The 26,682-nt window shown below is 27.2% G+C and carries 44 protein-coding genes and 2 pseudogenes; 17 read left to right on the top strand and 29 right to left on the bottom strand.

All coding sequences use genetic code 11. From position 1 onward, the window contains the following. Window positions 1–5: 5 nt before the first annotated feature. Window positions 6–299, bottom strand: coding sequence for a hypothetical protein (locus SIB45_RS08210; protein WP_011863069.1), 294 nt, complete (start codon window positions 297–299; stop codon window positions 6–8). A 374-nt stretch (window positions 300–673) separates the two neighbouring features. On the opposite strand from SIB45_RS08210, the gene SIB45_RS08205 reads away from it, so the two are divergent. Then, a complete protein-coding gene (locus SIB45_RS08205) occupies window positions 674–1,078 on the top strand; it encodes an MAPEG family protein (RefSeq protein ID WP_011863067.1) in 405 nt (134 codons plus the stop codon). Between the two features lie 5 nt (window positions 1,079–1,083). Here the strand turns inward: SIB45_RS08205 and SIB45_RS08200 are convergent, their stop codons facing one another. From SIB45_RS08200 to SIB45_RS08185, 4 genes are read right to left on the bottom strand one after another with little or no spacing between them, the layout of a single operon-like run. Beyond that, on the bottom strand, window positions 1,084–1,953 hold the full coding sequence (locus SIB45_RS08200) for a restriction endonuclease (RefSeq protein ID WP_011863066.1): 870 nt from the start codon (window positions 1,951–1,953) through the stop codon (window positions 1,084–1,086). Between the two features lie 20 nt (window positions 1,954–1,973). Next, window positions 1,974–2,225, bottom strand: coding sequence for a hypothetical protein (locus SIB45_RS08195; protein WP_011818540.1), 252 nt, complete (start codon window positions 2,223–2,225; stop codon window positions 1,974–1,976). A gap of 40 nt (window positions 2,226–2,265) precedes the next feature. Beyond that, window positions 2,266–2,463, bottom strand: a complete 198-nt coding sequence (locus SIB45_RS08190) for a hypothetical protein (RefSeq protein WP_011863065.1) — start codon at window positions 2,461–2,463, stop codon at window positions 2,266–2,268. A 42-nt stretch (window positions 2,464–2,505) separates the two neighbouring features. Beyond that, window positions 2,506–2,925 carry an acyl-CoA thioesterase gene (locus tag SIB45_RS08185; RefSeq protein ID WP_011863064.1) on the bottom strand — a complete coding sequence of 140 codons (420 nt, stop codon included), beginning with the start codon at window positions 2,923–2,925 and terminating at the stop codon, window positions 2,506–2,508. A 441-nt stretch (window positions 2,926–3,366) separates the two neighbouring features. Between SIB45_RS08185 and SIB45_RS08180 the strand changes: the two genes are divergently transcribed. Together SIB45_RS08180 and SIB45_RS08175 are read left to right on the top strand one after the other, a co-directional pair. Further along, window positions 3,367–3,603 (top strand): hypothetical protein, encoded by a 237-nt coding sequence (locus SIB45_RS08180; RefSeq protein ID WP_011863063.1) that lies wholly within the window; start codon window positions 3,367–3,369, stop codon window positions 3,601–3,603. A gap of 42 nt (window positions 3,604–3,645) precedes the next feature. After that, complete coding sequence (locus SIB45_RS08175) at window positions 3,646–3,810, top strand: translation initiation factor IF-2 N-terminal domain-containing protein (RefSeq protein WP_011863062.1); 165 nt, start codon at window positions 3,646–3,648, stop codon at window positions 3,808–3,810. Window positions 3,811–3,817: 7 nt separating this feature from the next. Here the strand turns inward: SIB45_RS08175 and SIB45_RS08170 are convergent, their stop codons facing one another. Continuing rightward, a complete protein-coding gene (locus tag SIB45_RS08170) occupies window positions 3,818–4,087 on the bottom strand; it encodes a DUF2470 domain-containing protein (protein WP_011863061.1) in 270 nt (89 codons plus the stop codon). Window positions 4,088–4,105: 18 nt separating this feature from the next. Beyond that, a complete protein-coding gene (gene dusB / locus SIB45_RS08165; RefSeq protein WP_011863060.1) occupies window positions 4,106–5,113 on the bottom strand; it encodes a tRNA dihydrouridine synthase DusB in 1,008 nt (335 codons plus the stop codon). 171 nt (window positions 5,114–5,284) lie between these two features. Here dusB and SIB45_RS08160 point away from each other — a divergent pair, with 171 nt between their 5' ends. Next, a complete protein-coding gene (locus SIB45_RS08160; RefSeq protein ID WP_011863059.1) occupies window positions 5,285–5,677 on the top strand; it encodes a hypothetical protein in 393 nt (130 codons plus the stop codon). Between the two features lie 47 nt (window positions 5,678–5,724). Further along, window positions 5,725–6,360 carry a hypothetical protein gene (locus SIB45_RS08155; protein ID WP_011863058.1) on the top strand — a complete coding sequence of 212 codons (636 nt, stop codon included), beginning with the start codon at window positions 5,725–5,727 and terminating at the stop codon, window positions 6,358–6,360. Window positions 6,361–6,399: 39 nt separating this feature from the next. Here the strand turns inward: SIB45_RS08155 and SIB45_RS08150 are convergent, their stop codons facing one another. Beyond that, window positions 6,400–6,879 carry a glutathione peroxidase gene (locus tag SIB45_RS08150; protein WP_011863057.1) on the bottom strand — a complete coding sequence of 160 codons (480 nt, stop codon included), beginning with the start codon at window positions 6,877–6,879 and terminating at the stop codon, window positions 6,400–6,402. 145 nt (window positions 6,880–7,024) lie between these two features. Between SIB45_RS08150 and SIB45_RS08145 the strand changes: the two genes are divergently transcribed. The 3 genes from SIB45_RS08145 to SIB45_RS08135 all read left to right on the top strand — a co-directional run bounded on the left by SIB45_RS08145 (window position 7,025) and on the right by SIB45_RS08135 (window position 8,748). Then, window positions 7,025–7,267 carry a hypothetical protein gene (locus SIB45_RS08145; RefSeq protein WP_011863056.1) on the top strand — a complete coding sequence of 81 codons (243 nt, stop codon included), beginning with the start codon at window positions 7,025–7,027 and terminating at the stop codon, window positions 7,265–7,267. A gap of 11 nt (window positions 7,268–7,278) precedes the next feature. Further along, entirely contained in the window at window positions 7,279–8,454 is a 1,176-nt protein-coding gene (purT, locus tag SIB45_RS08140) for a formate-dependent phosphoribosylglycinamide formyltransferase (protein WP_413682121.1), read from the top strand. Between the two features lie 93 nt (window positions 8,455–8,547). Continuing rightward, complete coding sequence (locus SIB45_RS08135) at window positions 8,548–8,748, top strand: hypothetical protein (protein ID WP_011863054.1); 201 nt, start codon at window positions 8,548–8,550, stop codon at window positions 8,746–8,748. Window positions 8,749–8,762: 14 nt separating this feature from the next. Here the strand turns inward: SIB45_RS08135 and SIB45_RS08130 are convergent, their stop codons facing one another. From SIB45_RS08130 to SIB45_RS08095, 8 genes and pseudogenes are all read right to left on the bottom strand, one after another. Continuing rightward, a complete protein-coding gene (locus SIB45_RS08130; RefSeq protein ID WP_011863053.1) occupies window positions 8,763–8,924 on the bottom strand; it encodes a hypothetical protein in 162 nt (53 codons plus the stop codon). A gap of 376 nt (window positions 8,925–9,300) precedes the next feature. Next, on the bottom strand, window positions 9,301–11,907 hold the full coding sequence (pepN, locus tag SIB45_RS08125) for an aminopeptidase N (protein WP_011863052.1): 2,607 nt from the start codon (window positions 11,905–11,907) through the stop codon (window positions 9,301–9,303). A gap of 50 nt (window positions 11,908–11,957) precedes the next feature. Further along, window positions 11,958–12,239 carry a hypothetical protein gene (locus tag SIB45_RS08120; RefSeq protein ID WP_225866344.1) on the bottom strand — a complete coding sequence of 94 codons (282 nt, stop codon included), beginning with the start codon at window positions 12,237–12,239 and terminating at the stop codon, window positions 11,958–11,960. 236 nt (window positions 12,240–12,475) lie between these two features. Next, window positions 12,476–12,496: pseudogene (locus SIB45_RS08115) on the bottom strand (hypothetical protein). A gap of 86 nt (window positions 12,497–12,582) precedes the next feature. Further along, window positions 12,583–13,110: pseudogene (locus SIB45_RS08110) on the bottom strand (MBL fold metallo-hydrolase); the annotation flags it as partial. Window positions 13,111–13,176: 66 nt separating this feature from the next. Then, on the bottom strand, window positions 13,177–13,479 hold the full coding sequence (locus tag SIB45_RS08105; protein WP_041484692.1) for a hypothetical protein: 303 nt from the start codon (window positions 13,477–13,479) through the stop codon (window positions 13,177–13,179). Between the two features lie 44 nt (window positions 13,480–13,523). Beyond that, window positions 13,524–13,709: a hypothetical protein gene (locus tag SIB45_RS08100; RefSeq protein ID WP_011818521.1), complete on the bottom strand. Its 186-nt coding sequence runs from the start codon at window positions 13,707–13,709 to the stop codon at window positions 13,524–13,526. Window positions 13,710–13,815: 106 nt separating this feature from the next. After that, window positions 13,816–14,196, bottom strand: coding sequence for a DCC1-like thiol-disulfide oxidoreductase family protein (locus SIB45_RS08095; RefSeq protein WP_011863048.1), 381 nt, complete (start codon window positions 14,194–14,196; stop codon window positions 13,816–13,818). 201 nt (window positions 14,197–14,397) lie between these two features. Here SIB45_RS08095 and SIB45_RS08090 point away from each other — a divergent pair, with 201 nt between their 5' ends. Together SIB45_RS08090 and SIB45_RS08085 are read left to right on the top strand one after the other, a co-directional pair. After that, on the top strand, window positions 14,398–14,535 hold the full coding sequence (locus SIB45_RS08090; RefSeq protein ID WP_002806597.1) for a hypothetical protein: 138 nt from the start codon (window positions 14,398–14,400) through the stop codon (window positions 14,533–14,535). Between the two features lie 105 nt (window positions 14,536–14,640). Then, the gene (locus SIB45_RS08085; RefSeq protein WP_041484691.1) at window positions 14,641–14,910 is read left to right on the top strand and encodes a hypothetical protein; all 270 of its coding nucleotides are present in this window, start codon (window positions 14,641–14,643) and stop codon (window positions 14,908–14,910) included. Between the two features lie 421 nt (window positions 14,911–15,331). Here the strand turns inward: SIB45_RS08085 and SIB45_RS08080 are convergent, their stop codons facing one another. From SIB45_RS08080 to SIB45_RS08070, 3 genes are all read right to left on the bottom strand, one after another. Then, a complete protein-coding gene (locus SIB45_RS08080; RefSeq protein ID WP_011863043.1) occupies window positions 15,332–15,649 on the bottom strand; it encodes a DUF3303 domain-containing protein in 318 nt (105 codons plus the stop codon). 91 nt (window positions 15,650–15,740) lie between these two features. Continuing rightward, entirely contained in the window at window positions 15,741–15,890 is a 150-nt protein-coding gene (locus SIB45_RS08075; protein WP_011863042.1) for a hypothetical protein, read from the bottom strand. Window positions 15,891–16,339: 449 nt separating this feature from the next. After that, entirely contained in the window at window positions 16,340–16,810 is a 471-nt protein-coding gene (locus tag SIB45_RS08070; RefSeq protein WP_011863040.1) for a GNAT family N-acetyltransferase, read from the bottom strand. Window positions 16,811–16,830: 20 nt separating this feature from the next. On the opposite strand from SIB45_RS08070, the gene SIB45_RS08065 reads away from it, so the two are divergent. Beyond that, a complete protein-coding gene (locus tag SIB45_RS08065) occupies window positions 16,831–17,511 on the top strand; it encodes a peptidase E (protein WP_011863039.1) in 681 nt (226 codons plus the stop codon). Window positions 17,512–17,534: 23 nt separating this feature from the next. On the opposite strand, the gene SIB45_RS08060 is transcribed toward SIB45_RS08065, so the two are convergent. Beyond that, complete coding sequence (locus tag SIB45_RS08060; protein ID WP_011863038.1) at window positions 17,535–17,939, bottom strand: hypothetical protein; 405 nt, start codon at window positions 17,937–17,939, stop codon at window positions 17,535–17,537. 169 nt (window positions 17,940–18,108) lie between these two features. On the opposite strand from SIB45_RS08060, the gene SIB45_RS08055 reads away from it, so the two are divergent. From SIB45_RS08055 to SIB45_RS08045, 3 genes are read left to right on the top strand one after another with little or no spacing between them, the layout of a single operon-like run. Further along, the gene (locus tag SIB45_RS08055; RefSeq protein WP_011863037.1) at window positions 18,109–18,342 is read left to right on the top strand and encodes a hypothetical protein; all 234 of its coding nucleotides are present in this window, start codon (window positions 18,109–18,111) and stop codon (window positions 18,340–18,342) included. A gap of 32 nt (window positions 18,343–18,374) precedes the next feature. Next, entirely contained in the window at window positions 18,375–19,178 is an 804-nt protein-coding gene (locus SIB45_RS08050; protein WP_011863036.1) for a hypothetical protein, read from the top strand. A 20-nt stretch (window positions 19,179–19,198) separates the two neighbouring features. Then, entirely contained in the window at window positions 19,199–20,365 is a 1,167-nt protein-coding gene (locus tag SIB45_RS08045; RefSeq protein ID WP_011863035.1) for an NAD(P)-binding protein, read from the top strand. Here SIB45_RS08045 and SIB45_RS08040 read toward each other — a convergent pair. Then, complete coding sequence (locus SIB45_RS08040) at window positions 20,354–20,950, bottom strand: uridine kinase (protein ID WP_011863034.1); 597 nt, start codon at window positions 20,948–20,950, stop codon at window positions 20,354–20,356. The genes SIB45_RS08045 and SIB45_RS08040 overlap by 12 nt on opposite strands. A 266-nt stretch (window positions 20,951–21,216) precedes the next feature. Here SIB45_RS08040 and SIB45_RS08035 point away from each other — a divergent pair, with 266 nt between their 5' ends. Then, the gene (locus tag SIB45_RS08035) at window positions 21,217–21,546 is read left to right on the top strand and encodes a helix-hairpin-helix domain-containing protein (protein WP_011863033.1); all 330 of its coding nucleotides are present in this window, start codon (window positions 21,217–21,219) and stop codon (window positions 21,544–21,546) included. A 73-nt stretch (window positions 21,547–21,619) separates the two neighbouring features. Here SIB45_RS08035 and rpsU read toward each other — a convergent pair whose 3' ends face one another. The 7 genes from rpsU to SIB45_RS08000 all read right to left on the bottom strand — a co-directional run bounded on the left by rpsU (window position 21,620) and on the right by SIB45_RS08000 (window position 24,188). Next, complete coding sequence (gene rpsU / locus SIB45_RS08030) at window positions 21,620–21,796, bottom strand: 30S ribosomal protein S21 (RefSeq protein ID WP_011863032.1); 177 nt, start codon at window positions 21,794–21,796, stop codon at window positions 21,620–21,622. 83 nt (window positions 21,797–21,879) lie between these two features. After that, window positions 21,880–22,338 carry a nucleoside 2-deoxyribosyltransferase gene (locus SIB45_RS08025; protein WP_011863031.1) on the bottom strand — a complete coding sequence of 153 codons (459 nt, stop codon included), beginning with the start codon at window positions 22,336–22,338 and terminating at the stop codon, window positions 21,880–21,882. Further along, window positions 22,335–22,730 (bottom strand): phosphoribosyltransferase, encoded by a 396-nt coding sequence (locus SIB45_RS08020; RefSeq protein ID WP_011863030.1) that lies wholly within the window; start codon window positions 22,728–22,730, stop codon window positions 22,335–22,337. Before SIB45_RS08020 ends, SIB45_RS08025 begins: the two co-directional genes overlap by 4 nt. Before the next feature lies 1 nt (window position 22,731). Further along, window positions 22,732–22,917 carry a hypothetical protein gene (locus tag SIB45_RS08015; RefSeq protein WP_041484763.1) on the bottom strand — a complete coding sequence of 62 codons (186 nt, stop codon included), beginning with the start codon at window positions 22,915–22,917 and terminating at the stop codon, window positions 22,732–22,734. A gap of 74 nt (window positions 22,918–22,991) precedes the next feature. Further along, on the bottom strand, window positions 22,992–23,495 hold the full coding sequence (locus SIB45_RS08010; RefSeq protein WP_011863028.1) for a hypothetical protein: 504 nt from the start codon (window positions 23,493–23,495) through the stop codon (window positions 22,992–22,994). A gap of 225 nt (window positions 23,496–23,720) precedes the next feature. After that, window positions 23,721–23,948, bottom strand: coding sequence for a hypothetical protein (locus tag SIB45_RS08005; RefSeq protein ID WP_011863026.1), 228 nt, complete (start codon window positions 23,946–23,948; stop codon window positions 23,721–23,723). Between the two features lie 33 nt (window positions 23,949–23,981). Then, window positions 23,982–24,188: a hypothetical protein gene (locus tag SIB45_RS08000; protein WP_225866343.1), complete on the bottom strand. Its 207-nt coding sequence runs from the start codon at window positions 24,186–24,188 to the stop codon at window positions 23,982–23,984. Between the two features lie 179 nt (window positions 24,189–24,367). On the opposite strand from SIB45_RS08000, the gene SIB45_RS07995 reads away from it, so the two are divergent. Further along, entirely contained in the window at window positions 24,368–24,769 is a 402-nt protein-coding gene (locus SIB45_RS07995; RefSeq protein ID WP_011863024.1) for a hypothetical protein, read from the top strand. Window positions 24,770–25,060: 291 nt separating this feature from the next. On the opposite strand, the gene SIB45_RS07990 is transcribed toward SIB45_RS07995, so the two are convergent. Beyond that, on the bottom strand, window positions 25,061–25,402 hold the full coding sequence (locus SIB45_RS07990; protein ID WP_011863022.1) for an HNH endonuclease: 342 nt from the start codon (window positions 25,400–25,402) through the stop codon (window positions 25,061–25,063). 141 nt (window positions 25,403–25,543) lie between these two features. On the opposite strand from SIB45_RS07990, the gene SIB45_RS07985 reads away from it, so the two are divergent. Continuing rightward, a complete protein-coding gene (locus SIB45_RS07985) occupies window positions 25,544–26,356 on the top strand; it encodes a sulfite exporter TauE/SafE family protein (RefSeq protein ID WP_011863021.1) in 813 nt (270 codons plus the stop codon). The last annotated feature ends 326 nt before the right edge of the window (window positions 26,357–26,682 follow it).

Raw genomic sequence — 26,682 nt, 5'->3', positions numbered from 1 at the left:
ATAAATTAATTCTTTATCCAAATAGACTTTAAAACGAAATAAATTGGTAAATATTTGAATGATTCTTTTGGTATTTCATAGCTTAAGAATATTAGTGCTTCTTCTAACCAGTAACCAATATCAAATCCTAGAAGAATTTTTTCTACAACAAACCAAAATTCTTTATCAAATATAATTCTGAAGTTAAAGTAAATATATTCCCAATGAAAGGTATTCCAATATTGGGTTAAAAATGAGGATAAAATAAGCCAAAGTGATATAAATAGAAAACTTTTAAGAAATTTATAAAATTTTTTCATATACCAGCAACTGTCTTATTTAATTTCAAATATCCTTTATTATTATTTGGATCAAATTTTATTTCTATGAAATATATTCAAAAAGATATAAAAATATTGAGAAAATAGTAAATTTTCGTGGCATTAATAATTTACTCTTCTTTTTTTAGATTCTGCGCCTTTAGATTTTTATTTTTAAGAAAAAATCCTAAAAACAGAAAAGCAAAATATATTAGTAAACTTATGCCAAAAATTAAAACTATCTTTGTAATATCCATAAATGATTTTTTTTATAAATTACAGCATTTTTTGCAAAGTTTTATCTATGGTAATGATTTTTCATTTATCACGATAAAGAGCTTTAATTATTAAGCTAATAGTATTATTTAAATCATATGCAAGTAGCTTTTGTCTGGAGCCTTTGTCTATCAGTTGGTGTTGTTTTATTATCAATTATTCCATTAAGTATAGGGAGAGTTAAAGCGGGATATTCTGTTGAAAATATGTCTGCTCCAAGGGCTTTATTCGATGAATTACCTTCTTTTGGAAAAAGAGCAGTTTGGTGTCATCAAAATTGTTGGGAAAGTATTTCCCTACATGCACCCGCATGTCTTCTTTGTCTGATTACTTTAACTGACTCGAATATTGCAATAATTGCAGCATTGATTCATCCTATTTTTCGTTTTTTATATATAGGTGCATACGTTTTTAATATTCCCAAAGCTAGAGGTTTATTGTGGGCCTCAGGAATTTTTGCAACACTTTTGCTTTACAAAGAGGGCTTAACTCAATTGATATAAACTATTTAAACAATAAAATTTTTTAAATCTTTTAATTGATATTCATTGATTAGTTCCACTTTATTTGATTTTGCTAGTTGATGAGCATACTTTGTAAAGCCAGATTTTGAAACTATTATTGCATGTGTACCTTTCCAAAATAATTTACCAGCTGATATTTCCTGAACTGCTTTATTTCCAATGGCTTTTTCATGATCTTTGCATTGTATACATATTCTCAAATCATTTATTGACGCAATTAAGTCAACCCCTTGATCTCCTGTATTAGGGGTTTCTTTTACTTGCCAGCCACATTGTTTGAGAATTTCCATACAATGATTTTCAAATCTAATACCTTTTTTGTAGTTCCCCTTGTTTTTGCTTGAGTAGTTTTTTTCTATTAAGTTTAAGCATGATTTCTCTATTTGACTTGCTATGAAAACAAACCAATCTTCAGTCTCGAGCTTTCTAATAGATCCCACTATCTCATCGTCAATAGTAGGATTTTCATTACAATACGATCTCCACTTTTCGAAAAATAATTCCATATTTCCAAATTTTTTTAAAATTACTTTTTCCCAGAAGTATGGTATACCCTCTTTAAATCGCTTAGATCCATGAAATATATTTTCCTCAATGGCTTTTTCATCAAGGGGTGGATTGCCAATCCATTTTTTATAATCCTCGTTACCGTAAGCATCTATTTCCCTTAATCTTATCCTCTCCTCTAACAAATTGTATTTGTTCTCGTCTATTAAATTATTAATTGTTTGAATAAAGAAATTGGAATTTAATGCATTAATTAATTTTAACTTTTTCTTTTTAATTTGATAATCTCTTGCAATTATAAAAATTAAAAAAAGGATAATAATAATTAAAATAAAAAAATTTTTCATTAAAGTTTTTTATTTTCAATCTAAAAAGTTTTTGTTTTTCTAATAACAAAATTATTTTTTGTTATTACTGAAGATTCATTTACTTCAAAACCATTAATTGCTGATATTTCTCCTTTTATGCCTTCTAATGTTAATTGCTCGATAATGCCTTTTATTACTTCATCCTCGACCAATTTTCGGTCAATTCTTTCAGGTGTAATATCTGTAAGCCATTTTGAGGTCTTTTTTTTTACAACCTCTGTTGGGTTAGTTATTTTTAAGTAGATAGCCATTTTTTAAGTCTTTCAGTTGAATTATAAGCATTAAATCTTCTTAACTTTTATTATTGTCATTACTTTCCCATTCAAGAAATTGAAAAACAAAAATTGCAAAGATAGAGAAAAATACTATAAATAACCCTAACCATCCTATAAATTTGTGCTCTGTAAAAAGATTTGTGAGCATTGATTTTTCTTGATATCTTGATTCCATATCATATTGATATGAATCAATAACTTGAAATATATTCATAATTAATAGATTAATAAATCATTCAATTGGCGGATAATAATTTCAACCGTTTAATTTACTAAAGGCTTCCGATAGGAAATCTGGCCTTTTTCTTATTATAGAAAAATTCAGTTTATTTATTAAGACTAAATTGACTTCAGCAATCGTTAAGATTTCATTTTTCTTGTTATGAAATTTTGAAATTACATTAATCCTAGGACTTTTATCAATATTGAATTCGCTCTCGATTGTTATTTTTTCACCAAGAAATAAAGGAGATTTATATTTTATTGAAGTATTGATTAAAGGTAAATCTAAGCCATTTTTAGTTAGTTCGAAATAACTTATACCTACTTCCGAAAGTGCATTTATTCGGCTCTCTTCAAGCCAATTAAAATATCTACCATGCCACATTACGCCTGCATGATCTGCATGTTGAGGTAAAACAATTTTTTCTATTTTCCAAACTGGTTTTGAGTTCATCTTTTATTTAAAAAATATTTTTATTCAATGAAAAACTTATTTTGATATTGTAGATTAATTTTGTTTATTAACATAAGAATCATCAAAATATATTTAGAAAATTATGTTTAATAGTAAAAATAGAAAGAGAAAAATGAAGAAAATTTTTCAATGGGAAGAGTATTTAAATTGGAAAGACATGTCAAAGGAACAGAAATTAAATTTCAAAAGGGCGTGCTTATTCCCCTTTCTCGTTTATATGGTTTATGTTTTTCTTAATCAGTACTCCTTAGCAATTCTTCTTTTGCTAGGGCTTTATTTTCTAATTAGATTTAAAAATAGAAATAAGTTGGGAAGATGAATATTTTCTGATTTTGATTTATATAGATTTGTTTTAAAATTATCTAGTTTTTCTAAATAACTCTATTGGCATATAACAATAGTATTAGATAAATTTTTTTTATGAAAAGAATTGTTTTGTTTTTATGTGTATTAGTTTTTTCAATATTTTCTAATACGAATAATTTATTAGCAAAAGAAATTGAAAATAACATTAAAGATAATATTTCTAATGAAATTGAAGTAATTAAGCCTGATAATAAAAAAAATAATATTTCTAATTCTTCGGTAGAAGATATATTTGGTGATGAACAAACTTTCCCATTCGTTGCAGGTTTAGGGAAAAATGCAGCCCATTGATTTTAAGGTTCTTGATAATGTAGGCATGATTTTTTAATACTAATGAAAGGTCTTAGGGTCCTAGAACTTTCTGAAGCACTTAATGTTGATAGCGCTGATTTACTAGCTGTTTGTGCAATTCTAAAAATAAGAGCCACATCAAGATTAAGCATGCTTTCATTTGAAGAATGTAAAAAGATAACTGATTACTATGAAAATAAAAATTAGAATTTTTTTATAAATTATTCAATTTTTTAATGTTTTTAATCATTGATACTAAAGTTGAATGAATTTCTTCTTCAGATATTTTATTTTTAAAATTGATAATTGCTGATTGGCCATCGTAATTGATTTTTATATAACTATTATTAATTTCTTCCATATAAGCATTCTCAAATATTGATATCTTCCCATAATGAACAAGATATTTGTGCACTGAATCTATGTGATCATTGTTCATGTGATCACAAACTCTTTTACTTGTCTCTTTGCTAATAATTTTCATTTAAAAAATAAATATGTTTTAAGCTAATATATTTTTTTTATTATTCAAAGTTTTAATCATTTTATTTATTAAATTTTTAACTTCATTTTTATCAACAGCTCTAACCAAGTTATTTCTCAAATTTGATGCTCCTTTAAAGTCTTTGCACGTCCATGAAATATGTTTCCTTGCAATTAGCAATCCGTGATCTCCTTTTTCTTTTACTAATTCATCAAGATGCTCAATAATTAAATATAGTTTTTCTTCTATGTTTGGTTCTTTAAAATTTTTATTTTCTCTAAGGGCATAATCTATTTCTCCTATTTTCCATGGGGATCCTAAAATTCCTCGTCCAATCATTACACCATCAGCATTTGTTTTTTTTAAACAATTAAGAGCGTCATCTGGATTTTTTATATCTCCATTAGCAATTACTGGAATTTCCAACAACTTTTTAAGTCTCCCGATCATTTCCCAATCTGACTTGCCTGAAAAACCTTGTTTTCTAGTTCTTCCATGAAGTGTGATCATCGTTGCTCCCGCATCTTGAAGTTTAAATAGGAAATCCTCTATATTTTCTTCTTTACTATCCCATCCGAGTCGTGTTTTTACAGTTACTGGAACCCTAACAGCTTTTACAACATTTTTGACTAATTCTATAGCAAGTTTTCGGTCTTTAATTAAAGCACTGCCTCCACCTTTCTTTGCAATTTTTTTTACTGGACATCCCATATTTATATCAATTAAGAAAGCTCCAGAGTCCTCAGCTTGTTTTGCTGCTTCAGAAACAGCATATGGCCTATTATCAAATATTTGAACTCCAATTGGACCTTCTTCTAAATCTATTTGATTGATTTTTTGTGTGCCATATCCTTTTTTAAGACTTGTGGCATTTATCATTTCTGTAAAAAGTAAAGAGTTTGGAGCCCATTTACGTACAAGTCGCCTAAAAATGATATCTGTAACTCCTGCTAATGGCGATAGCATGACCTTACTCTTAATTATTCTGTTAACCCCCCTTCCTTTTAGCTTTATATTTGAAGACATATAATTTTAAATTTATTTAATTTTCCTTTATTATAAATTCATATATGGAGCTGTTTTTATGTTTTCTATTTATTTCTTAATTTATAATTAAGTGCTTTTACTTAAATATGCCTAATTGATTAATTTTTTTGCTAGTTTATGTTGAGTAAAAATTAAAAAAAGGAAATTTTTTTGTTTATATTAGTATCTATTTTTCTCCCAATAATTTTTTTTATTGCACCCATAAATGTAATAGCTATTCAAAGTAATTTAGATTTATCGAGTGCTCAAACTTCTGTAGGCAAAAGATTTGCTAAGGTTTTCTGTGATGCTAAGAGGGAAGGATTAGATTCTGATTTTGCTAGTGAATATGCTTTGAATAATACATATTTAAAATTTGTAGCCTTCCCAGACGATGACGAATATTTGGATAATTTATGGAATTTCACCCATAATAATATATTAGATAATTGCGGTGAATTTGTAGATATAAATGATCTAAAAGACCTAGAGTTATTTTTTAAAGAAGAAGGTTTAATTGCATCAAATAGAGAACTTTACTTACCAACTTTTGAGAATAATTAGATTAAATTTTTAGCATGTACTAATATATAAATAGAATATGAAATTTTATGAAACTATTAGGTTTAAATTCACCTGAAATATTCATAATTTTTGTAATTTTGCTTTCAATTTTAGGTCCAAAAAGAATTGAAAAAGGTTTCTTATTATTCAAAAAACTATTAAAATTCCTTTTAAGTAAAGATAAAGATCAAAGAATAGCAAATTCAGAAGTAAAGGCAAAGGAAGCAGAAGAAAGTGAAGTTAAAGAAGAAATAGTAGAGTCAGAAGTAAAGGCAAAGGAAGCAGAAGAAAGTGAGGTTAAAGAAGAAATAGTAGAGTCAGAAGTAACGGCAATGGAAGCAGAAGAAAGTGGTGTTAAAGAAGAAATAGTAGAGTCAGAAGTAACGGCAGAGGAAGCAGAAGAAAGTGAAGTTAAAGAAGAAATAGTAGAGTCAGAAGTAAAGGCAAAGGAAGCAGAAGAAAGTGAAGTTAAAGAAGAAATAGTAGAGTCAGAAGTAACGGCAGAGGAAGCAGAAGAAAGTGAAGTTAAAGAAGAAATAGTAGAGTCAGAGGTAAAGGCAGAGGAAGCAGAAGAAGGTGAAGTTAAGGAAGAGATAACAGAGCCGGAGGTAAAATCAATTAAACCTAAAAAAAGAACTGTTAAAGATGAAATAATAGACGTAGAAGTTGATTCTGATAATTAATGTAATTTTAAATTAAATTAATTATTACTAGGAAGGTTTTTATGAATCTAAAGCAACTTCGATAGCGGCTATTAAGTTTTCGTCAAACGGTTTAACAGTTGGCTTGAATCTTGCAATTACTTTACTATCTTTACCTATCAGAAACTTCTCGAAATTCCATTCAACATCACCTTCAGGTTCAACTTTGTTAAGGGTTGTGTATGGTTCTGTTGTGTTGCCTTTGGCATGAACTTTTTCATAGATTTCAAATTTAATTCCATATTTTGTTGTGCAAAAATCTTTTATTTCTGAAAGAGAGTCGGGTTCTTGTTTTCCGAAATCATTACAAGGGAATGCAAGTATTCTTAGGCCTTTTGTTGAATATAAATCATGTAGCTTTTGAAGATCCTCATACTGAGCAGTATTTCCGCAGTAACTAGCTACATTAACAACTAAAATTACTTCCCCTGAATATTCACCTAGTTGTATGGATGATCCGTCTGCGGAAAGAACAGTAGTATTTTGTACGTCAACTTGCATGTTTAAAAAAAATCACCCTTTGAAGATAGCATTGTATAGACTTTATTGTGTTTAATTTTTATAGTGGTTTTGGTTATTTCTTTTATAAGTTTTAATTTTTCATTTATTTAACCCTTTATAATTAATATTATAAATAGGTTTAATTTTGGACCCTTTAGACCCACTTACTGAAATTATTAATTCCGGTCAAGGTTTTTTACCTGCAATTGCTTTAGAAAGAATTATTTGGGCAATGATTGGAATCTTTTTTTTAGGAGCAATTTCAAGATCAATAATTAATAGCATGCGAAGTCAAAATTCGTTTGGTAGAAATTTTTTATTTAGTTATTCTAAAGATAAAAAAATTACAGATGATACATCTTCACAAACTTTTGGAGATGACGAATAAGTTTTATTTACATGAAAGAATCAATTTTTTCTAAAAAGAGAATTTTATTGCTTGGTAGTGGCGAGCTTGGAAAAGAATTAGTAATAGAATCCAAAAGATTAGGATTAGAAGTTATTGCAATTGATCGATATGAAAAAGCACCTGCCATGCAAGTTGCTGATTATTCAAGAGTAATTGATATGGGAGATAAAAATATTTTAAAAAATGTTATAAAAGAATTCAATCCTGACTATGTTGTCCCAGAAATAGAGGCACTTTCAATTGAAGCCCTTAAAGAACTCGAGGATGAAGGATTCAATATTGTTCCCAATGCCAGAACTGTAGAAATCACAATGAATAGAGATAAAATTAGAGACTTAGCTTCTAAAGATTTAAAAATTAAAACTGCAAAGTTTGATTATATTTTTGAATTTGATGATTTAGAAAAAAAAGCAGATGAAATTGGATTCCCACTTTTACTTAAGCCTTTAATGAGCTCTTCAGGAAAAGGGCAGAGTTTGGTTGAAACAAAAAATGATTTACAAAATGCTTGGAAACAGGCACAAGCAAATTCAAGAGGAAAGGTTAAAGGTGTAATTATTGAAGAATTTATTAACTTTGATTTTGAGTTTACTCTTCTAACTGTAAGAAAAGAAAATGGTGAAAATATTTTTTGTTTACCAATTGGGCATCTTCAATCTAATGGTGACTATCAATGTAGTTGGCAACCTTTAGAGATTAAGGATTCCTTAATTATTGAAGCTAAGAGAATGACAAGCAGAATATTAAATAACCTTAATGGAGCTGGATTATACGGAGTAGAGTTTTTTATAAAAGGAAGTGAGGTTATATTCTCAGAATTATCTCCAAGACCACACGACACTGGTATGGTTACATTAGTTAGTCAAAATATTAATGAATTTGAATTACACTTAAGGGCTTTTTTGGATTTACCAATACCGCATATTTATCTAGTAGAACCCTCTGCAACCAGAGTTATACTTTCTAACCAAGAGTATCTAAATCCTATTTATGAGGGTCTTAACGAAGCATTAGAATTTGAAAAGACTAAAGTGCTAATATTTGGCAAACCAGTTTCCAGAAAAGGCAGAAGAATGGGTGTTGTTCTCTCATCAAATTCTGACATTTATTTGGCTAGAAAAAATGCAGATGAAGCTGCTCGTAAGATAAAAGTGAGTACTACATAAATATTAAATAAAAATAACGAAAAAAATACTTATTTCCTTTGTTTTTGTTCTATGTCTCTCTGGGTATTATTTGAATAAGTTATCTCTTTCACAATGATAGAAAATTATAAAGGTTGGGATATAAATTTAAATTGGGATAATAAAGATTATCTTGAGAGGGGTACTATTAAAAGTAATATTTTTAATCAAAAAGAAAAATGGATTGGTGTTCACTTGAATGGTGAAAAAATCTATGGTTCTTCTTTAAAAGAAATTAGGCATATTATTGATTACCCTAGTTTGCATGAAAAGTAGGGTAAAAGATTTTTCTAATTATCCTGATTATTTTCATTATCTTCAATTAATTCATTAGCAAGTTTTCTTAAATCTCCCTTAATCGAAACCCATGTAAAGGCGATTATAAAAATTGAAGCAGATATCGCAACAGTGATTTTTTCGATAGGGGACATTCCAAGTGCAATAGCAAACATTTCAAAACAAATACTAATTTCCCATTATATTGAATTTTTTTAAATAGTTAGAATCAAATTTTTTTTTGCAATGATATTTAATTATTCAAAATATAATAAATAAAATTTAAATTATTTTGTTTATTCAGTAAAATGGATTTATGGAAAAAAAAAAGTGCCCTCAATGTAAAAATTTAATTTTGAAAACTTCTCCAACATGTTTATATTGTGGCAGACCTAATAAATTTATAACTAGGGAATACGTTAATAAAAAGTGGAATAAAGATAATAATAATAATGTATTTGATTATATTTTTATTAATAAGTATCTTGTAATTATTTTATTTTTAATATTTATAATTGTTGTAATTATATTTAATTAAATACCATCAATTAATCACTCTATTATTGCATCTAATACTTCTTTAGTATTTGTTGATAGTTTATTTTTTTTAATCTGTTTTATTGTTTCTAACATATTACTTTTGTAAGGCTCTGAATAATAATTGTATCTACTAAATACTTTTATAAATCGGGAAATTACGATTGGATTTAATTTATCAAAGTCAATTATCTTTTTTGCAATATATTTGTACCCAGAACCATCTATTGCATGAAAAGTACTATTTCTTGTTACGAAAGTATTTAATATAGCTCTTAGAGTGTTTGGTGATTTTGAATCAAAATACGTATTTTCAAATAATTTTTCAATGCTATTTGTTTTTTCATCAATTTCTATAGATGCATTGAATGAGAACCAACTATCCAAAACTACACTATTATTTTTCCATTTATTAAAGAATATATTTGATATAATTTTTCTTTCAGGACAATTAATCCTACTGAAAGAATTCAATGCAGCTTTTGCTAGCGTCATCGAATTACTATCGACATAATTAATTATTTTGCTTTTAATTTCCTCATCATCACTGTGCAAGAGTAGTTTCCAAATTGTTTCGATTAGTTTTCTCTCATTTTTACCTTCTGGCCAAACTTTATCTAGACTTGTCTCTATTTCTTGGAGCTTAAAATATAATTCTTCTTTTAATTTGGTACCGAATAAATGATTTAATTCGTCAATAGTTTTATATATCTTTAATGGGTCTAAATTTTCCATTTCTGATTCAATTTCCGCAAATGTCGGAATACTTAGTAATTCTGATAAAAGGGATAAATTAATATCTCTATTTTTTATAAATGATATTAAGGTGCTTATAAATTTATTTTCAATTTTATGATCTGGTTTTTCATCTAATCTGCATAATATGATTTTTTTATAAAATACTTTTACAGTATTAGATAGTGTAAAAAAATCTTTTTCATATCTTAAGATTAAAAATTTTTCCTCAAAGGTAGTGTCTGATTCCCACTCAACAGGTGAAGAGAATTCTCGAAAATAAGTGACTAAAGGAATTTGTAGGTGAGATCTTATATTCCTAAAAACAAATTCTTGTTTTTTTGTTTTTAAAACAACTGTTTTTTCTATCGTTTTATTCTCATCGCAAAATATAGCCAGATTTATAGGAATTATTAGAGGTAAATCATTATATAGGTTCTTCTTTATTGGATTACTTTGAGAGGCTTCAATTGTAAGTTTTTCGTCTGTTTGATCCCAGATTCTCTTGAATTTAACTTTTGGTGTCCCATTTTGCTTGTACCAGATTTTAAACTTTTTAGGATCGATTTCCTTATTGTGCTCTAAAATTTTGTCGACAAATTGGTCTATTGTTGCTGCCTTTCCATCATATGTTGAGATGTAATTACTAAATCCTTTATAGAAATTTTCATCTTTTACAAGCTTGTTAAGCATTCTAATTATTTCTGATCCTTTTTCATAAATCGTGGTCGTATAGAAATTGTCAATTTCTTGATATTTTTCTGGCATTACAGGATGTGATGTTGGACCAGAATCCTCTCTAAATTGATTTCTTCTAAGAAATTTTGCATCATCAAGTCTCTTGATTTCACTATTATGAACGTCTGCAGTGAATTGTTGATCTCTGAATACTGTTAAACCCTCTTTTAGAGATAATTGAAACCAATCCCTACAAGTCACTCTATTACCCGTCCAATTATGGAAATATTCATGGGCGATCACACCCTCTATTCTTTCTAGTTCCTCATCAGTTGTTGTTTCAGAATTAGCGAGTATTAGTTTTGAATTGAATATATTGAGACTTTTATTTTCCATTGCTCCCATATTAAAGTGCCTGATTGCAACAATATTAAACAATGACAAATCGTATTCAAGGTTATATTTATCCTCGTCCCATTTCATAGATTTCTTTAAGGAACTTATTGCATGTTGAACATATTTTTCATCGCCATACTCAACATAAATATTTATTTTTACTTTTTTATTTGATTTTGTTATGAAATTATCTTTTACACAATTAAGTTTCCCTGCTACCAATGCAAAAAGATATGAGGGTTTCGGATATGGATCTTCCCAAATTATTTCATGTCGATTATTTGTAAGATTATTTTCTTTTAAGACGTTACCATTTGAAAGTAAGACAGGATAATCATTTTTGTCTGCCTCAATTCTCACGGTGTATTTGCTTAGAATATCAGGCCTATCAGCGTGAAAACTTATTCTTCTAAATCCCTCTGCCTCGCATTGAGTAGTTATAATTCCATTGCTCTCATACATTCCTAAAAGGGAGGTATTTTCCTTCGGTTTAATTATTCCTTCTATTTTTAGTAAAAAAATATCTTTCTTTATATTTTCAATTTTTAAGTTATTTTTTTGCTGTTTGTAGTATTGCTTTTCTATTAGTGAGTCATCTATAAATAATTTTTTTATTAATATATCCGTACCATCAAGGATAAGATTTTTGGTATTCTTATTTTTTTTTACTAATTTTAATTTCGTCGTAACATTAACAGCATTTTTATTTATTACGAAATCCATAAAAATTTCTGGAATTTCATAATCAAAAACTTTGTAATCTTCGAGTTTTATATATTTTGAAATACCTTTTTGGTTTTTTGGTTTGTTCATCTTTAAAAAGAAGTTCAGAAGTTAAATAATCTAGAATATTTATTTTGAAATTATAAGTTAGAATTTTTATCTTCTGATTGACAAAAATGTGCTTTAACTTCTCCAGAAGGAAGTAGTTCGAATAAAGAAGGATTATTAATATCAGGAGATCCGTCTTTATTAAATTGGTACCTCCAGTCCCATTTTTTATCTGTAAAGGAAATATAATCTTTTCTTAGAGAGTACGGAAGCATAAGCTTTATTTCGTTCCAATTAATATTTATAAATGCTCCTGGCTTTAACTCAGATATCTTTTCTACTATTGAAAAGTCACCATTTATATTATTTCTCATCACAAGATTAAGCTTTGAATTCTCACACATATAACTACTATTTAAAGCTAATAAAAGTATTGAGCTAATAAAAAATGAATGAATTTTTGAACTCCTTTTAAAATAGATTTACTTTCAAGCTAAATGACTAAGTAAAAGATCTTTTTGGATCAATTTAAATCATAATAGATTGCATACTCTTTAGATCGACAAGATTACAATTTAATTCCTCTTCATAATCCTGTACTGAAATAAAATTATTTAAAAAACCTGAATATTTTGCATCTCCTCCCACGGTACTCGAAAGTATAAATTTTGGATTGAATTTGTTAATCAATTTAGGTATTACATCAGCACCTTTTACAAAAGAACCAACTAGAGGCAATTCTAAATTTTTTGTAGGAGTAATAACTGCATCAAGATTTTGTTTGTTTAAATTTTCATCAAGATATCCATGGGGTTCTATATAAAAACCATTATTTTGGTCATCTTTAACAATATATCCGTTTTCTATTTGTGGTACTGGAGCTCCTGCAGTGGCTTCAAAACTTAAATTAAATTGATTAGTCTTTTCAGTTGGCTTGAGCATTTTAATTTGACTAAAACCAATTTTTTCTAATGTTTCAATAGCACTTTTAGGGCAAATTATAGGAATATCCTTTCTGAACATTTCTAATGTTGGAACATGACAGTGGTCAGGTAATCCTTGGGTTAATAAAATAATATCTATTTTTTTATCTATTGAAATTTCTTCTTCTAATGATCCTTTAAAAAACCACTCACCTGGAGGAAATATTAAATCTCCTTTGAGCCAAGGATCAATAATTAAATTGGTTTTAGTAAATTTTATAAGCCAACCATTTGATCCAAGGTAGGTCGCTTCAAAAGTCATTATCAATTAATTGTTTTAATAGACTATAAAGTAATTTTGACTTTATCGAGAAATTACTAATTTAGATTAGTTTGCTTCATTTAAGATTTGAAATGACTTTCTTTTTAGATTAAATATTAAAACTTGGTTATCTTTACAACTAATTTTAAAATCTTCTTTTTCTAGCATTTGAATTGGGATTAGAGCTAATCCTCCTGTTCCTGAAAATATGATTGGCATTGTGTTATTTTTTGTTCCATTCATTTTTTGTAAGTCAATAGCTTGAGAAACTATTTTTTTGGCTTTGTCAAATCCGTAATCTTCTATTAATTCAGACCATAAAAAATTAACTGATTCGTATTTCGAAAACTCAATTTGTACTGTCTTCATCAAAAAGTATTAGATATATAGCGAGTAATAGATAAAGAAAAAACTTAATTACTATTTTTAAACCTATCCATGACTAGTTGTAACATATCCACTACATCTCCATCGGTTAAATTTAAATCCTTCTTTAGATCATTACAAGTTAAATTCATTTCAAGTGCTGCTTCAGCCATATGATTAACTTTTTGGTTATCACCACCCAATGAAATAAAGGGATTGAAGTTTTCTATCATTTAATACTTGTTATTATTCCTAGTTCTAGCTAATAAATAATCAATTATCATTTATTGATACAGAAGCTTATAAATATGTTATTTAATATTTAGAAAGTTTTTATTTTTAAACTAGAGATATTGGTATGCCTTTTGAAATTAATGCGAATCTTCTGGCTCTGACTAGAAAAGGGAATATCACATTTGTTCGTTTATTTGATTTGAATACTCTAGAAAGTAACAAAAGTAAACTACTCGAGGGCTTATTTATCTGTTTGCAAATAGTATTAATCGCATCTGCCCCATGAAAGATATCTTCATCTTTTAGGAGAATAGCTCCTTTATCTAGGTCATAACCTTTTTCTAAAAGGGATTTTATTAGAGTTAAATTTTTACGACCATCAAGAATTTTAATATTATTTATCTTGCTTTTGAGCTCAAGTAGCTCAGCAAAATGATTGCAGAATGGGCATTCTCCATCATAAATAAAGGTATAGTTGGAAGTCATTAGAAAAAAACAGTTTTGATGGTTTCAAAGTGCGCCAGCAAAATTGTAATGCCTAGATAATAAAACAAATAATAAAAATTTTGTGGATTTTTTATCAAGGGATATTTAAACGATTCTAATAATTACGAAGAAATGTCTCAATATAGGTATATTTTTCATAAAAATCTGTATGCTAACTCGGAGATATTATGTTTTAAAATCATGAATTTACTAGCTTCTTTTGCTTTAGGTGGTTTCAATCCATGGGCAGCAGGCTTTGGAATTGGTTCTTTAGTCCTTTTTGGTCTTGTTGGTCTTGTGGCGGGTCCAAACCTAAAGAATTTTGACCCTGATGCATAAATCCTCATATTTAACATGAATTTTAAAAGACTCATTTGAGTCTTTTTTTATGCGTTTTTTATTATTTATTTTTAGAATCTTTATAAATTTTATTTCGCCAAAGAAATGTTGTTAAATCCTTTTAGTCCATTTACTTTTTTGAAAATCTCTTCTCTAAAAGCTACTATTGTTTTTTTATCAATACTTTTAATTAAATCAAATTTGCTTAGATTAAAAGGGGGACTGATAGGAGGTCTTTTTGCCTTGATACTCATCTCGGGGATTTTTGCCACTAGTACCATAGCTTTAGGATCTTTAGTTTATGCATATCGATTAAAGAAGAAATCTTATTCTGATGATAATCCAATGCAGGATTTAGAAACTGTTAATGTTTGAGATATTTTGTGAATCAAATTCCGTTCGATAATTTAAAATGGAGTTCCAGGTACAAAATGCAAGACTAAAAATCCAAAACCAGCAGCAAAAACTATTGATACTGCGATAATAAGAAGGCCTGATGCCATCCCTCCTTCGTTAAACGCCATTTAGTTAGTTATTTTTAATTAATAATAGAACATATTTGTTCCCAGGTAATAGTTCTAATTACTCATATATCATCCAAATTTATTATTAATGGTGAATAAAAGTAAAAAGATGGAAGTTAACGAGATGATAAAACCAAATATTATTAATGGTTTAGATTTGACGTTTTCTTCGTTCTTAAGCTTATTTTTTGAAGGAGGAAAATTTCTATCTTTTTTTTTATAAATAAGATTGGAAAAAGGTTTATTCACGATAAATTTTAGATTTAAGCTAATTATCCTAAAGTTTTGAACAAATCTTTATGGTAATCAACAACATTTTGACAACTTATTACAGGTGTAAATTCCATATGAATGCCAAATTTGGCTCTCCATGGAGCAAAATGCTCGAAAATTTCTTTATCACCTTCAGCCTTACATAAACAAACTACTCTACCCTCTCCCGGAGCATGAACTCTAAATAACATCTCAAATTTATCTTTTTTATCTGATTTTGCAATTTCACCGTTTTCCCAAGCTTCTACAAATGATTGATAAGCTTTCACTTGATTCTCGATATCTGGGAATTGGCAGTCAGCAAGAAATAATTGCATAAGAGTATTCTTAAGTTTTACTCATTATCCCTCAAATACTTATTTATTAATCGGACTGTTTGAATTTGAAGATCAGAAAAAGAATATTTTTCTAAATAAAGTGAGAAGAGAGAGTCTCAAGGAATTTTCCAATATCTTTTTTATATAAAGTATCTGTGATTTTTAAAGAGAATAATTCATAATCGTTTATATCTTTTTTTTTATCAAAATTAATATTTCCCTTTAATGAAATATTTTTCATGATTTTATTGATTACTATTTAAAATTTAAACAAATATAGGTAAAAGACAAATTTCTTTACATTATGTTTTTTATGAGAGAAAATTTCTAAGGCTAAAAAATAGTAATTAATTTATTTACTAGTTAATTAATTTTCCAAGGATATACAAGACTAAATTAGTTAATGAAAAAATTACAGTTAATAGAGACGCAATAACGGGTAATAAATTGAACCACAATTGAGAAGTAGTCATTTTTGAATCGATAGGCAGAAAATTGGTTCTTTTTTTAATTCTTATTTGTAACCAAAAAATAGATAATGGATAAACAATTCTTGAGAAGGTAATTATAAATGAAGGCAAAATACCTTGGTTTGAATAAAGTATAAATCCTGAAAAAAAGTATAAAGCCCAAATTAGAACCCTTTGAATCAGAATTAATCCCTTGCTTTTGTCAGACATTATTAATTAATTAATTAATTTTTATGATTTTAGTCATTTTATATCTTTCAAAAAAAATGTTATTTATAATGACTTTTTCTTTACGTATAATTTTCCATTCATTTTTAAGAAATAATTCATAACTTATTAAGCTCGCTTCAGTATAAAGATATTCTAAACCTTCTTTATTTGCTTCATCTTCTAATTTATTAAGTAACTTAGACCCATATCCTTTTCTTTGGAATTTAGCTTTACAGTAAAATAGCGCAATTCTATCAGTGGGATATCTTGTTGCAAAAGCAATAATAATTCCTTGTTTACTTATAAGCCATCCTTTTCCTTTAATTAGTGACTTATCAAAATTTGGGTTATTCCAAGCTTGGCTAGACCAAGCTCTTTTTTGTTCTTTACTATAAATTTTTTCATCTAAAGATTGAATTGAATCAAAATAAACCTTCTTTAATTCCAGTTGATCTTTAATGGTAATTTGTCTTAAATTCATATACAACTCCATTATTTAATATGCCTAGTAAAAATATAGTCGCAATTGGGGGAGGAGGGTTTGGACGATCATTAGGCTCTCTTGAAATTGAAAAATATATAGTTTCTTTGAGTAATAAAAAAAGACCTAAAATTTGCTTTATTCCAACAGCTTCTGGTGATAGTAGTTTGTACAAATTAAATTTTTATAGAGCATTTTCTAAACTTGATTGTATAACAAGCCATATTGATTTCTTTTCTAGGACAGAAAACTTAGAAGAGATAGTTTCAACTCAAGACATCATTTATGTTGGCGGAGGAAATACAAAAAGTATGTTAGCTGTTTGGAAAGAATGGAATTTACATAAAATTTTGCGAAATGCTTATGAAAAAGGAATTGTAATGAGTGGTGTAAGTGCTGGGGCTATTTGTTGGTTTGATAAAGGTATAACTGATTCTTATGCTAATGAATTAGCCATAATTGATTGCTTAGGCATCGTTAAAGGAATTGCCTGCCCGCATTTCGATGAAGAGAAAGAGAGGGAACCTTACGTTTTTGATGTTATTCAGAGAGAAATTATTGAAACTTGTATATGTATTGAGGGCAATTGTGCCTTGCATATTAAAAATGATTTTGACTATTCCTCAATTGATTTTGGTAATGGTAGAAACTGCTTTAGAGTTACAAAGCAAAATAATATTGTAAAGAAAGAAATTCTTTGAAAAGAAAATATTTTTAATATATTTTAGATTTCCTCATTCTTCGAGATAGAAGTAAATTCAATCCCTTTGTATTTTATGAAAGATGCAGTCCATACTTCTTTTGAAAGATTTCCAAGGTATTTTAGAAACTGTTGTGTATCTCCATCTCTTATCCATTCAGATTTAATGAATGGAAGTTCTTTTTGCATTCTTTTAGGATGCATATGAACAAGAAGCAAACCTTTTTCTTCAGAAGCCCTTTTTAAAGCACCCTCATCACTTCTTTGAAAAACTCTCATTAGAAGATTTAAAATTACCTCTTCTCCAAGTTTCTTGAAATTTTCTGATTCCTCTAAATTATCTTTAATTTCTTTACCTCCAAGAGGCATTGCTCTTACTAAGTTTTGCTCAATTAAAGCTATTGCAATAAGATAATCTTGGCTAGCCATATTCTGAAATAATACTTTTTTTGTTATTCTAACCTCTCGAGTTCATGAAAATCTTACATAAATTAAATATCTACGAAAAGAAGAAAGGAAATAATTTATTAATTATTTTTCAATACAATTAAACTATTGTTTTTTATTTTAATTAGTAAAATTAAAAGTTTAATTTGTTATGAGGTTTTTTTTATTTTTATTTTTAGGGATTTTTGTAGGTCTTTATTTATCATGGCCCGGTTTAGTAATGCTAGAAAATTGGAAATGTTTTAATCAAATTATTGCAAAATCTGCAGAAGATAAAATTTCTTTAAAAGCTGCATTAGAAATTTCCCCCAGTTATTTTCTAAAGTCTAATAATAAAAAGACGTCATCCAAAATAAGAATCGTAGCAGATGCATGTTTTCGTTAATATGTTGAGTGATTAATTATGACTACTAAATAATGAACAGTAATATAAGATTTGAATTATCATTTAAAAATATTTCTCAGTTAGACAATAAACTTAATTTCTGCAAATTAAATAATATAAAAAATATCAATATTCCATGTAAAGGACTTATAAAGAAGGATTTATTTAATTCAACTATAAAATATATATCTAAAGACTATTATGAATTTAATGTGACCTATCACTATAGTCTTTATCATCAATATTCAAAAAATAAAGAAAAATCGTATCAGGATTTCTTAGATTTTGTTAAAAGTTCTCAGACTAATCAAAATTATGAAATTCTGTTAGTGTCGGGATCTAATAAGAAAAAAAACTTTGACTCAGTTGATGTATTATCTTATTTAAAAAAAGAAAAAAATTTAAAAGTTAAATTAGGTATAGCTTACAATCCATATTTGAAAAAATATTATAATATTTCGTCAGAAAGAGAGAGGTTCGAAAGAAAAATTTCAACTGGATTAATAAATTCAATTTGGTTTCAATATGGTACAGACATTAAAGTTCTTCATAATGAGTTGACTTATCTCAAGAAAATAACAAAAGACGAAAGATTAAATCTATTTGGAAGTTTATTTATTCCTTCTAAACAATTTATATCGCGGTTTAAATTTCGTCCTTGGAAAGAGGTATACATATCAGAAAAGTGTTTATTTGCCTTAGATAATTTTCTTGATTTTACAAGAGATTTAGTTAGTTTTTATAAAAGTAATAATATTACTCCTGTAATTGAATCTGATTTTTCATCATCAGATAAACTTGATTCTGTTTATAGTTTTTTAGAAAATGAAAGATAATTTTTGTCAATATTAATCCTATGAAAAGTGATGTTACATATGACTTGTTAATAATAGGTGGAGGTATATCCGCTTGTGTTTTTGCTTCGAAGTATCTGAAAAATAATATTACAAAAAAAGTTGGATTAATTGAAATTGGTCGCGGTCTTGGAGGGAGATCAAGTACAAGAATAAGCAAAAAATATAAAGGATGGAAACTAAACCATGGTTCTCCAAATTTTAATATATCTAACAGTAAAAATAATCTTCTATTAAAAAGATATATTGATGAATTATTGGAAAATAAATATATAAAAATTGACGATTCAGATATATTTTTTCTAAATGAAGATTCTAATTTAGAAACCGTAAAAAAATCTGAATTTTCTTGCGGAGTTAATTATCTATCTTTAGATTCCATGAGTGAATTATCGAAAAAGATAATTGATTCAAATAATTTAAAAGAGAAAATTGATTTTTTCTTTGAAACTTTTATAGTTGATATGAAGTTTAATGATAAGGAATGGTTACTAACATCAAAAAATGGCGTCAAATTCAAGTCTAAATATTTAATTTGTTCAACTAATTTGTTGTTACATAAGAGGTCTTTAAAAATATTAAACGTTAATCAAATTCCATTAAGGAAAGCTATTCCTGTTAATAATGATAAAAAAATAGATTTACTATTAAATTACTTAGAAGAACAAACATTTATTCCCAGGTTAACTTTTTTAATTTACACAAATGAAAATTATAGTTATAAAGATTTTTATTATAAAAAACAAAGGTATTTTTATTTAAAAAATCAATTAGAAAAAAAATATAGATTTGAAAGAGTTATTTTTCAGTTGCAAGATAATAATAAATTAGGAATTGTAGTTCATTCAAAAAACGCAGAGTTAATTAACTCTTATATAAGTGCAAAAGATGAAGAAGTTTTTAAACAAAAAATAATTACAAATTTCAATAAACTTTTTGAAGAGAATTCTGTAATCCATAAATTAACTTATGATGAAAAAATATCTATTATGAAATGGAGAGCTTCACAGCCTTCTGGCCTTGCCGTACCATTATCTTTACAATTTAGTAGAAGATATAGAATTGGATTTTGCGGAGACTGGTTTGAAGGAGATGGATTTGGCAGAATTGAAGGCTCAATTTTAAGTGCTCTAATATTAGAGAAAAAAATTAAAGACTTAATTAAATAATTTTTTCAGAATGGGATCTATATCAGTGTTTTTTTTAATAATGAATTTATTCGTATTATTTTTTTGGCTATTAGGTTTAAATTTTTCGTAATAAATGCTCCATGATTTTAAGAAATCATTCTCAGCTTGTTTTTTATCCTTCCCCCTTTCTTTTATATCTCTTTGGACAACTCTTTTCATGCACTCATTTTTTTTAGTTTTTATTTCTAAAAAAATATAATCCTTATTATTTAAAGTGTTTGAGATTTCTTTAGCAAATATACCCTCAACAATTATAAAACTAATATTATTTGTTTCGTTTAAGATATTTTGAATTGATTTCTTTTCAAAATTATAATAACGCTTACAGATTGAAATTCCATTCATATAAATAAAATCAAAATCTTTTTTGAATAGTTTGTTATTAAAACTAATACTTCTATCAAAAAAACCTTCTACAAATTTTGATAGTAATTTACTTATTAATCCTGTCTTATAGTAATTGTCGGTACTTAACACAATACCATTTTTAATTTTTTTTATTATTTGATTCGATAAAGTTGTTTTTCCGCTTCCGGAAGGTCCACTTATTAAAATAAGCTTCATTTTTTTGATCTGTTCTTTTTAAGATTTTAACTTTACTATTAATGAATACCTTTAATTTTTGAATATACTTTTTATCTTTTTTTTAGTTTTTAGAATAATTTAGAATACCTTGCAATGGCTCTTAAGCTTGCATAAATATTAAATGTGTGTCTTTATATAATTGTAAATAAATTATTTCTATTCAATTAGTTATTGTCTTTCTATTAATTCCTCTGGAATTTAATATTATTATAATGAATAGCTAATTTTATTACTTATATATTGCAATGATTTCTAAATTTCTCGGCAAACTAAAATCAATTTTATTTAAAAGTGCAGTAACTCCTGCACCGCCTTTAAAGAAAGAAAAAAAAGCAGCAAAGTCCGCAAAAACAAAAACAAAAACAAAAGCAAAATCTAAAACTAAAGCAGTAAATTCTAAGAAAAATATTGAAACTTTGACTACACTTCCAGGTGTTGGAGCAAAAAGCGCAAAAGCTTTGTATGAGGCTGGATTTAAAACAACAAAGGCAGTTATTGCTGCTGATGAAAAAGATCTTCTTGCCGTTTCAGGCGTTGGAATAAATCTTGTTAAGAAGCTTAAGAAGCTTAAATAGTTAAATTTTTTTAAACTTCTACAAAAAATTATTAAAATTAAAAATTTACGAAAACTTTATAAGTTCTAGGAGCTTATCTTCTTCTTGCTTTTCTTCTCTGTTGCAATTTTCTTTTGTATTTTTCAACAGGAGTTTCATGATGCCTAAGTCTTTTTAAATCTGCAAAAATTCCAGATTTAGATACTTGTCTTTTAAATCTTCTAAGGGCAGATTCAATTCCCTCGTTCTCTCCGACTGTAACTTGTGTCAAAATTTTCTAAATAAAATATATTCTAGCACTTTGACAGATATATTCAAACTTAAAACTCCTACTTTTGGTTTAACGGTTTTTTGCTAATTTTCAGCCCACTCCAAAAATCTTTTTTTATTACTTTTTATATCTTGTAATGATTCAAAATAATATTTTTCCCAATTATCTTTAGGCAGTCCAAGAAATAACATTAAGTTTAATGGGTATTTATTGCTATCAGCACAATTTCTAAAATCATCTCTAAATAAAAAGATTTCCTTTTTTAAAGCAATTGCGATACCTAATTCAATCATTACCCCTTCATCTGGTGGATTTCCATTGACAATTGCAAAAATACAATCACATTCTTTTAAATCAATGAAATTACTTCTTGCAACCTCATATGCCCACTCCCTTTTTTGTTGAATTAATCTTTTTGCTCTCTCAAAAGGTTCAAATACCTCTACATTTAAATCATTGAAGATTTCAATAAATTCATTTAAAAGGGTTTTAGTTTGTTTTGAAAATCCATATGGATTAGCCAAATATAATTTCTTTCTCAACTTAAACCTCTTTTTTTGATGTACTCTTCGCGGTCACTTTTTGAATTTAAAGTATTTTCCCAAGGGAAAACAATCCATTGACTTTTTTTTGTTACATGCACTGTATTCCACCATGTAGGTTTAATTTTGCTAAATAATACAAAAAACATTGCTCCTTCAATATTCTTGAAGGTCGTTAATGTAATGCCTGTTTCATAAACATCATCTACTATTAGTGAATTCTTTATTGGTTCTGAAATTAATTCAATTTTTAATTTATGGCTTAGTGCTACAGCGAGACATAATCCGCCACGAGGAACTCCATATATTCCAGAAAATTCCTTAAACCTACATTTATTAGCTATTTGTTCTACGCTTTTATCAAATTCGTTCCAAGTATAATGACTTATCATCTTAATTTTCGTTTTTTTCTGGTGCAGTAGTGTAATTTGAGGCAATTACACTTAAAAGTGCTAATACTTGCTCATTTGGACAATTTGTATTTTTTTTTAAATTTTCACATTCATTTATTATCTTGGCGTATGTATCCTCAACTATCCCGTTCATTTGATCGATACTAAAAGAATATGGTTTATTCATTTTTAAATTATTATTTATTTTATTTTTACTTAAATATCCAGTGAAGTAAATATTTTTAGTATTTAAAGATAAAATTATTCCCACATGGGGTCATTTAATTTTTCATTTTTAATTGAAGAAGGAACATAAGTATGTAAAGTTTCAATTTTTTTAGCCCATTTTTTAGAGTTTCCCTTTAAACTTTCGCTTTCAATTAGGTTTGTTAGAGGAATCCTTTTTCTAACTTTAAGAAGTCCTAAACAAGCTTCCCAGGCTTCATGATTTTTATAAATATCTAACCAGAAATCAAAAATATTTTCCAAGATTTCTAAAGGGATATCAAATGGAATCCCAATGGAAGGTCTTGCAATTAAATAATTTTTTTTTCTTAGTTCATTTAATAAATTATTTACGTTTAAATTAATAGCTAAAAGAATATCTTTCGCTGATTCATTACCTATTAATTCTTTTCTATGGCAATCTAAAAGATTTTCATCTTCAAGGATATTTTCATCGCAATTTTTTATTCCCACAATCCAAAAACCCTCTCCATTATTCACTCCACTAGCAAGAAATAGATATTGAGGTGAATTCTCCAAGATTTCAAATTAATTTTTCCCTTTTTTAACATTTTTTGATCAAGATGAAAATAAATTAGTTGTGCAATTAACAATATTAAGTCCTCGTAAAAAAAATCTTCTTGTTATAGTTAGATTTTTAGGAAATGTTTGATTTAAGAGAACTAAAACTAATGTTTTTAGATCCTACTGATTTAATAATTAATAATATAAATAAATATCTTTATAGCAATAAAGCAATTAAATTTATTTTTTCTTAGGAAATAATTTTCCTATTCTCTCCTTTTGTAAGTACTCTTTTTTAGTTCTTATTTTTTTGTCTTCTAAGGATTCTTTATTAGTACTTACAGCATAAATAATATAGAAAATCATGCCAGTGAATATTAAACCTACAAAAATTATGAATATTCCTATAGGTTCACTGGGACTGAATATCTTGAGATCTAAAGCTGTATTTAGGGAAATTATAATCAAATAACTTATTCCTCAAATAAATTTTATGGAAATCTAATTGATTTCCTCGTATCCAAAAAATGTTACATTGTCTGAATTTTTATACCCATTAGCGGCTTCCTGTGGGTTTTGACTGTCAATTTTTCTTGCTTTAGCATGAATCATGTTAAATGGAAAAATCACAGCTCCTACAAAAAAATGAAGAATTAGGAAATCTGAAGGTAATCCATTTGTCCAATCAGGAAAAAATAGCAATGTCATTAATGATTCGTACATATTTGTAATCGAATAAACCTCTGACTATTATTACTGAACTTATCGCAATACTTTTAATTATTAATAAATTGAAATTTAATTTGCTTTTAATAATTATCAGATTAAATTGAAAATATAATTTTAAAATACTATTATATTACTTATAAACTATTGACTAATAGCTGTTGTTAAAATTATTTTTTGTCTTAATTTTATTTATATTTTTTCAATTAGAACCTGCAATAGGTTTAGCTTTTGATACTTCCGATCCTAGTGTTAGTTTGCTACAAAATAGGATCACTAATAATTTCTCTAAGAAATATTGCAATGCTATCCAAAATGGTCTTTCTAAAGATGAAGCAATGAAATCAGCTATTGTAAAAACTGAAAACATTATATCTTTCTCTTACAATCCTCAGAAAAAATGGATTGAGAAAAGTGACTTGGCAAATCAAATTTCATTGCAAGTAGTAAATGATTGTGGATGGTCGTTTGGATTAATTGGAAAGGAGGGAGTTGATTATTTTAAATCATATTTTCTAGAAATTTACGAAAAAACTACTCCTGACAAAAATTTTTCAAGATAGATTAGGTTAATGAATAATATTTCAGACAAATTAGTATTAACTATAATTCTGATTACTATTCTTTTTGTATTTGGATTGATTTTTTCAGTAAAGTCTCCAGAGAGAAAGATTATAGATTCACCAATAATGTGGAAAGATGATTATTCTAATATCTCGATTTTTAAGAACAATAATATAAATTCAGAAAGTATAAGAATAATTTAATAAAAACAATGTTTGCTAAAAAAAGGATCCTATTCAAAGATATACAAAAATATTTTTTCTAATCTCAATCAATTTATTATTCATTGTTTAATGTAAGTAGTTTAAAAGAACTGACGCTAGTTTTAAATCATCATTAAACCATGCTCGTATCGCCATAGCTCTTCGAGGATCATAAAAATTTTGTTTTCTGTACCAGCTAAGAACTTCTGAATCTGATTTCTTTCCATTACATGACAAACAACATGGTACGCAATTACTTGTACTGCTAATCCCCCCTTTTGACATTGGGTGAAGGTGGTCGAGTGATTCTGAGGGTTTACCGCAATAAATGCATTTATAATTGGTAAGTTTATTAAGTGACTCTCTCCAATTTTTATTACTTGTCTTGGGACAAAACTGATCAAGGTAAATTGCATCTTGTCTATGCATAAAATTCTTGATAATTTTCTTTGAATAATAACAGTTTTTTTTAAAGTATGATTTATCAAGATAAAATAAGACTTCTTAAAGTAAATGTTTCTTATGAAACGAATAATTTTCACTTATCAATAAAAGGGCAGTTTATAGTTAATGCTTTATCTATTAACAATATTATTAGGAAATTTTGATCATTCTTTATTTAAAAGTATTTATATCTTTTTGATATCGTTTTTTTCTAATACGTTCTCAGCGATTTCTGGTGGAGGAGCAGGATTATTACAATTGCCTGCATTGATTTTATCTGGGGTTCCTTATTATCAGGCGCTGGCTAGTCATAAATTAGCAACAGTAGCACTAGGAATTGGGGGGTCCTTAAGAAATTACAAATCTTTAGGTAATGATATAAGAGTTGCTTGGCAAATTTTAATTTTTGGGTTACCAGGAGTAATTTTGGGGGCGTCTGTCATTGAATATATATCAGAAAAGTATTTGTATTTAATTTTAGGAATAATATCCATACTATTAGCTTTTTATTCATTCCTTAAACCAGATTTAGGTTTATCATCTGGTAATAAAAAACTTAATTTTATTCATAAAATTAGATTTTTAATTTTTATTTTTCTTATAGGTATATTAAATGGTTCTATTTCTTCAGGAACTGGATTGCTTGTAACAATACTATTAATTAAAACTTTTGAAATGGATTTTCTTCGAGCCATAAGCATGACATTTTTTACTGTTGGGATTTTTTGGAATTTTGTCGGAGCAGTATTTTTGGCAAGAATAGGATCGGTTCCATTAAATTTATTGGTAGTTTTAATAATTGGTTCCTTTACAGGAGGATTTTTTGGAGCTCACTTATCCAAATTAAATGGGAATATACTTATTAAGAAAACTTTTATAACAGTTTGTATTTTGGTTGGTATTAGCTTATTAATTAAATCCATAAAAAACTTTTTATAAATTATTGGAGGATAGCAGTATATTTAGGTAAAAAATTTTAAAGCAGGATTATAAATTAAAAAATAAATTACTTATTATCTTTATTCGTTATCAAAGTGGTTAATGAATTACTCGTTTTATTTAATAAAACTTTTAGACCTTAATGAAAAATAATAAAAAAAGGCCTCACATATGTGGGGCCGGGTGATGGGGAACCTTATTTTTAAACCAATTTCTATAAAAATGCAACCCCCTATCTGTAGCGCAACATGCGACTATTTTATACACTACAGATAGTGCTTTAATGATTTTCTTATATGTAAATTTAAAAATTCTAAAATAATTTT

Source organism: Prochlorococcus sp. MIT 1304, assembly GCF_047305015.1.
Lineage (GTDB): Bacteria > Cyanobacteriota > Cyanobacteriia > PCC-6307 > Cyanobiaceae > Prochlorococcus_A > Prochlorococcus_A marinus_E.
This window is presented reverse-complemented; position numbering and strand designations above follow the sequence as displayed.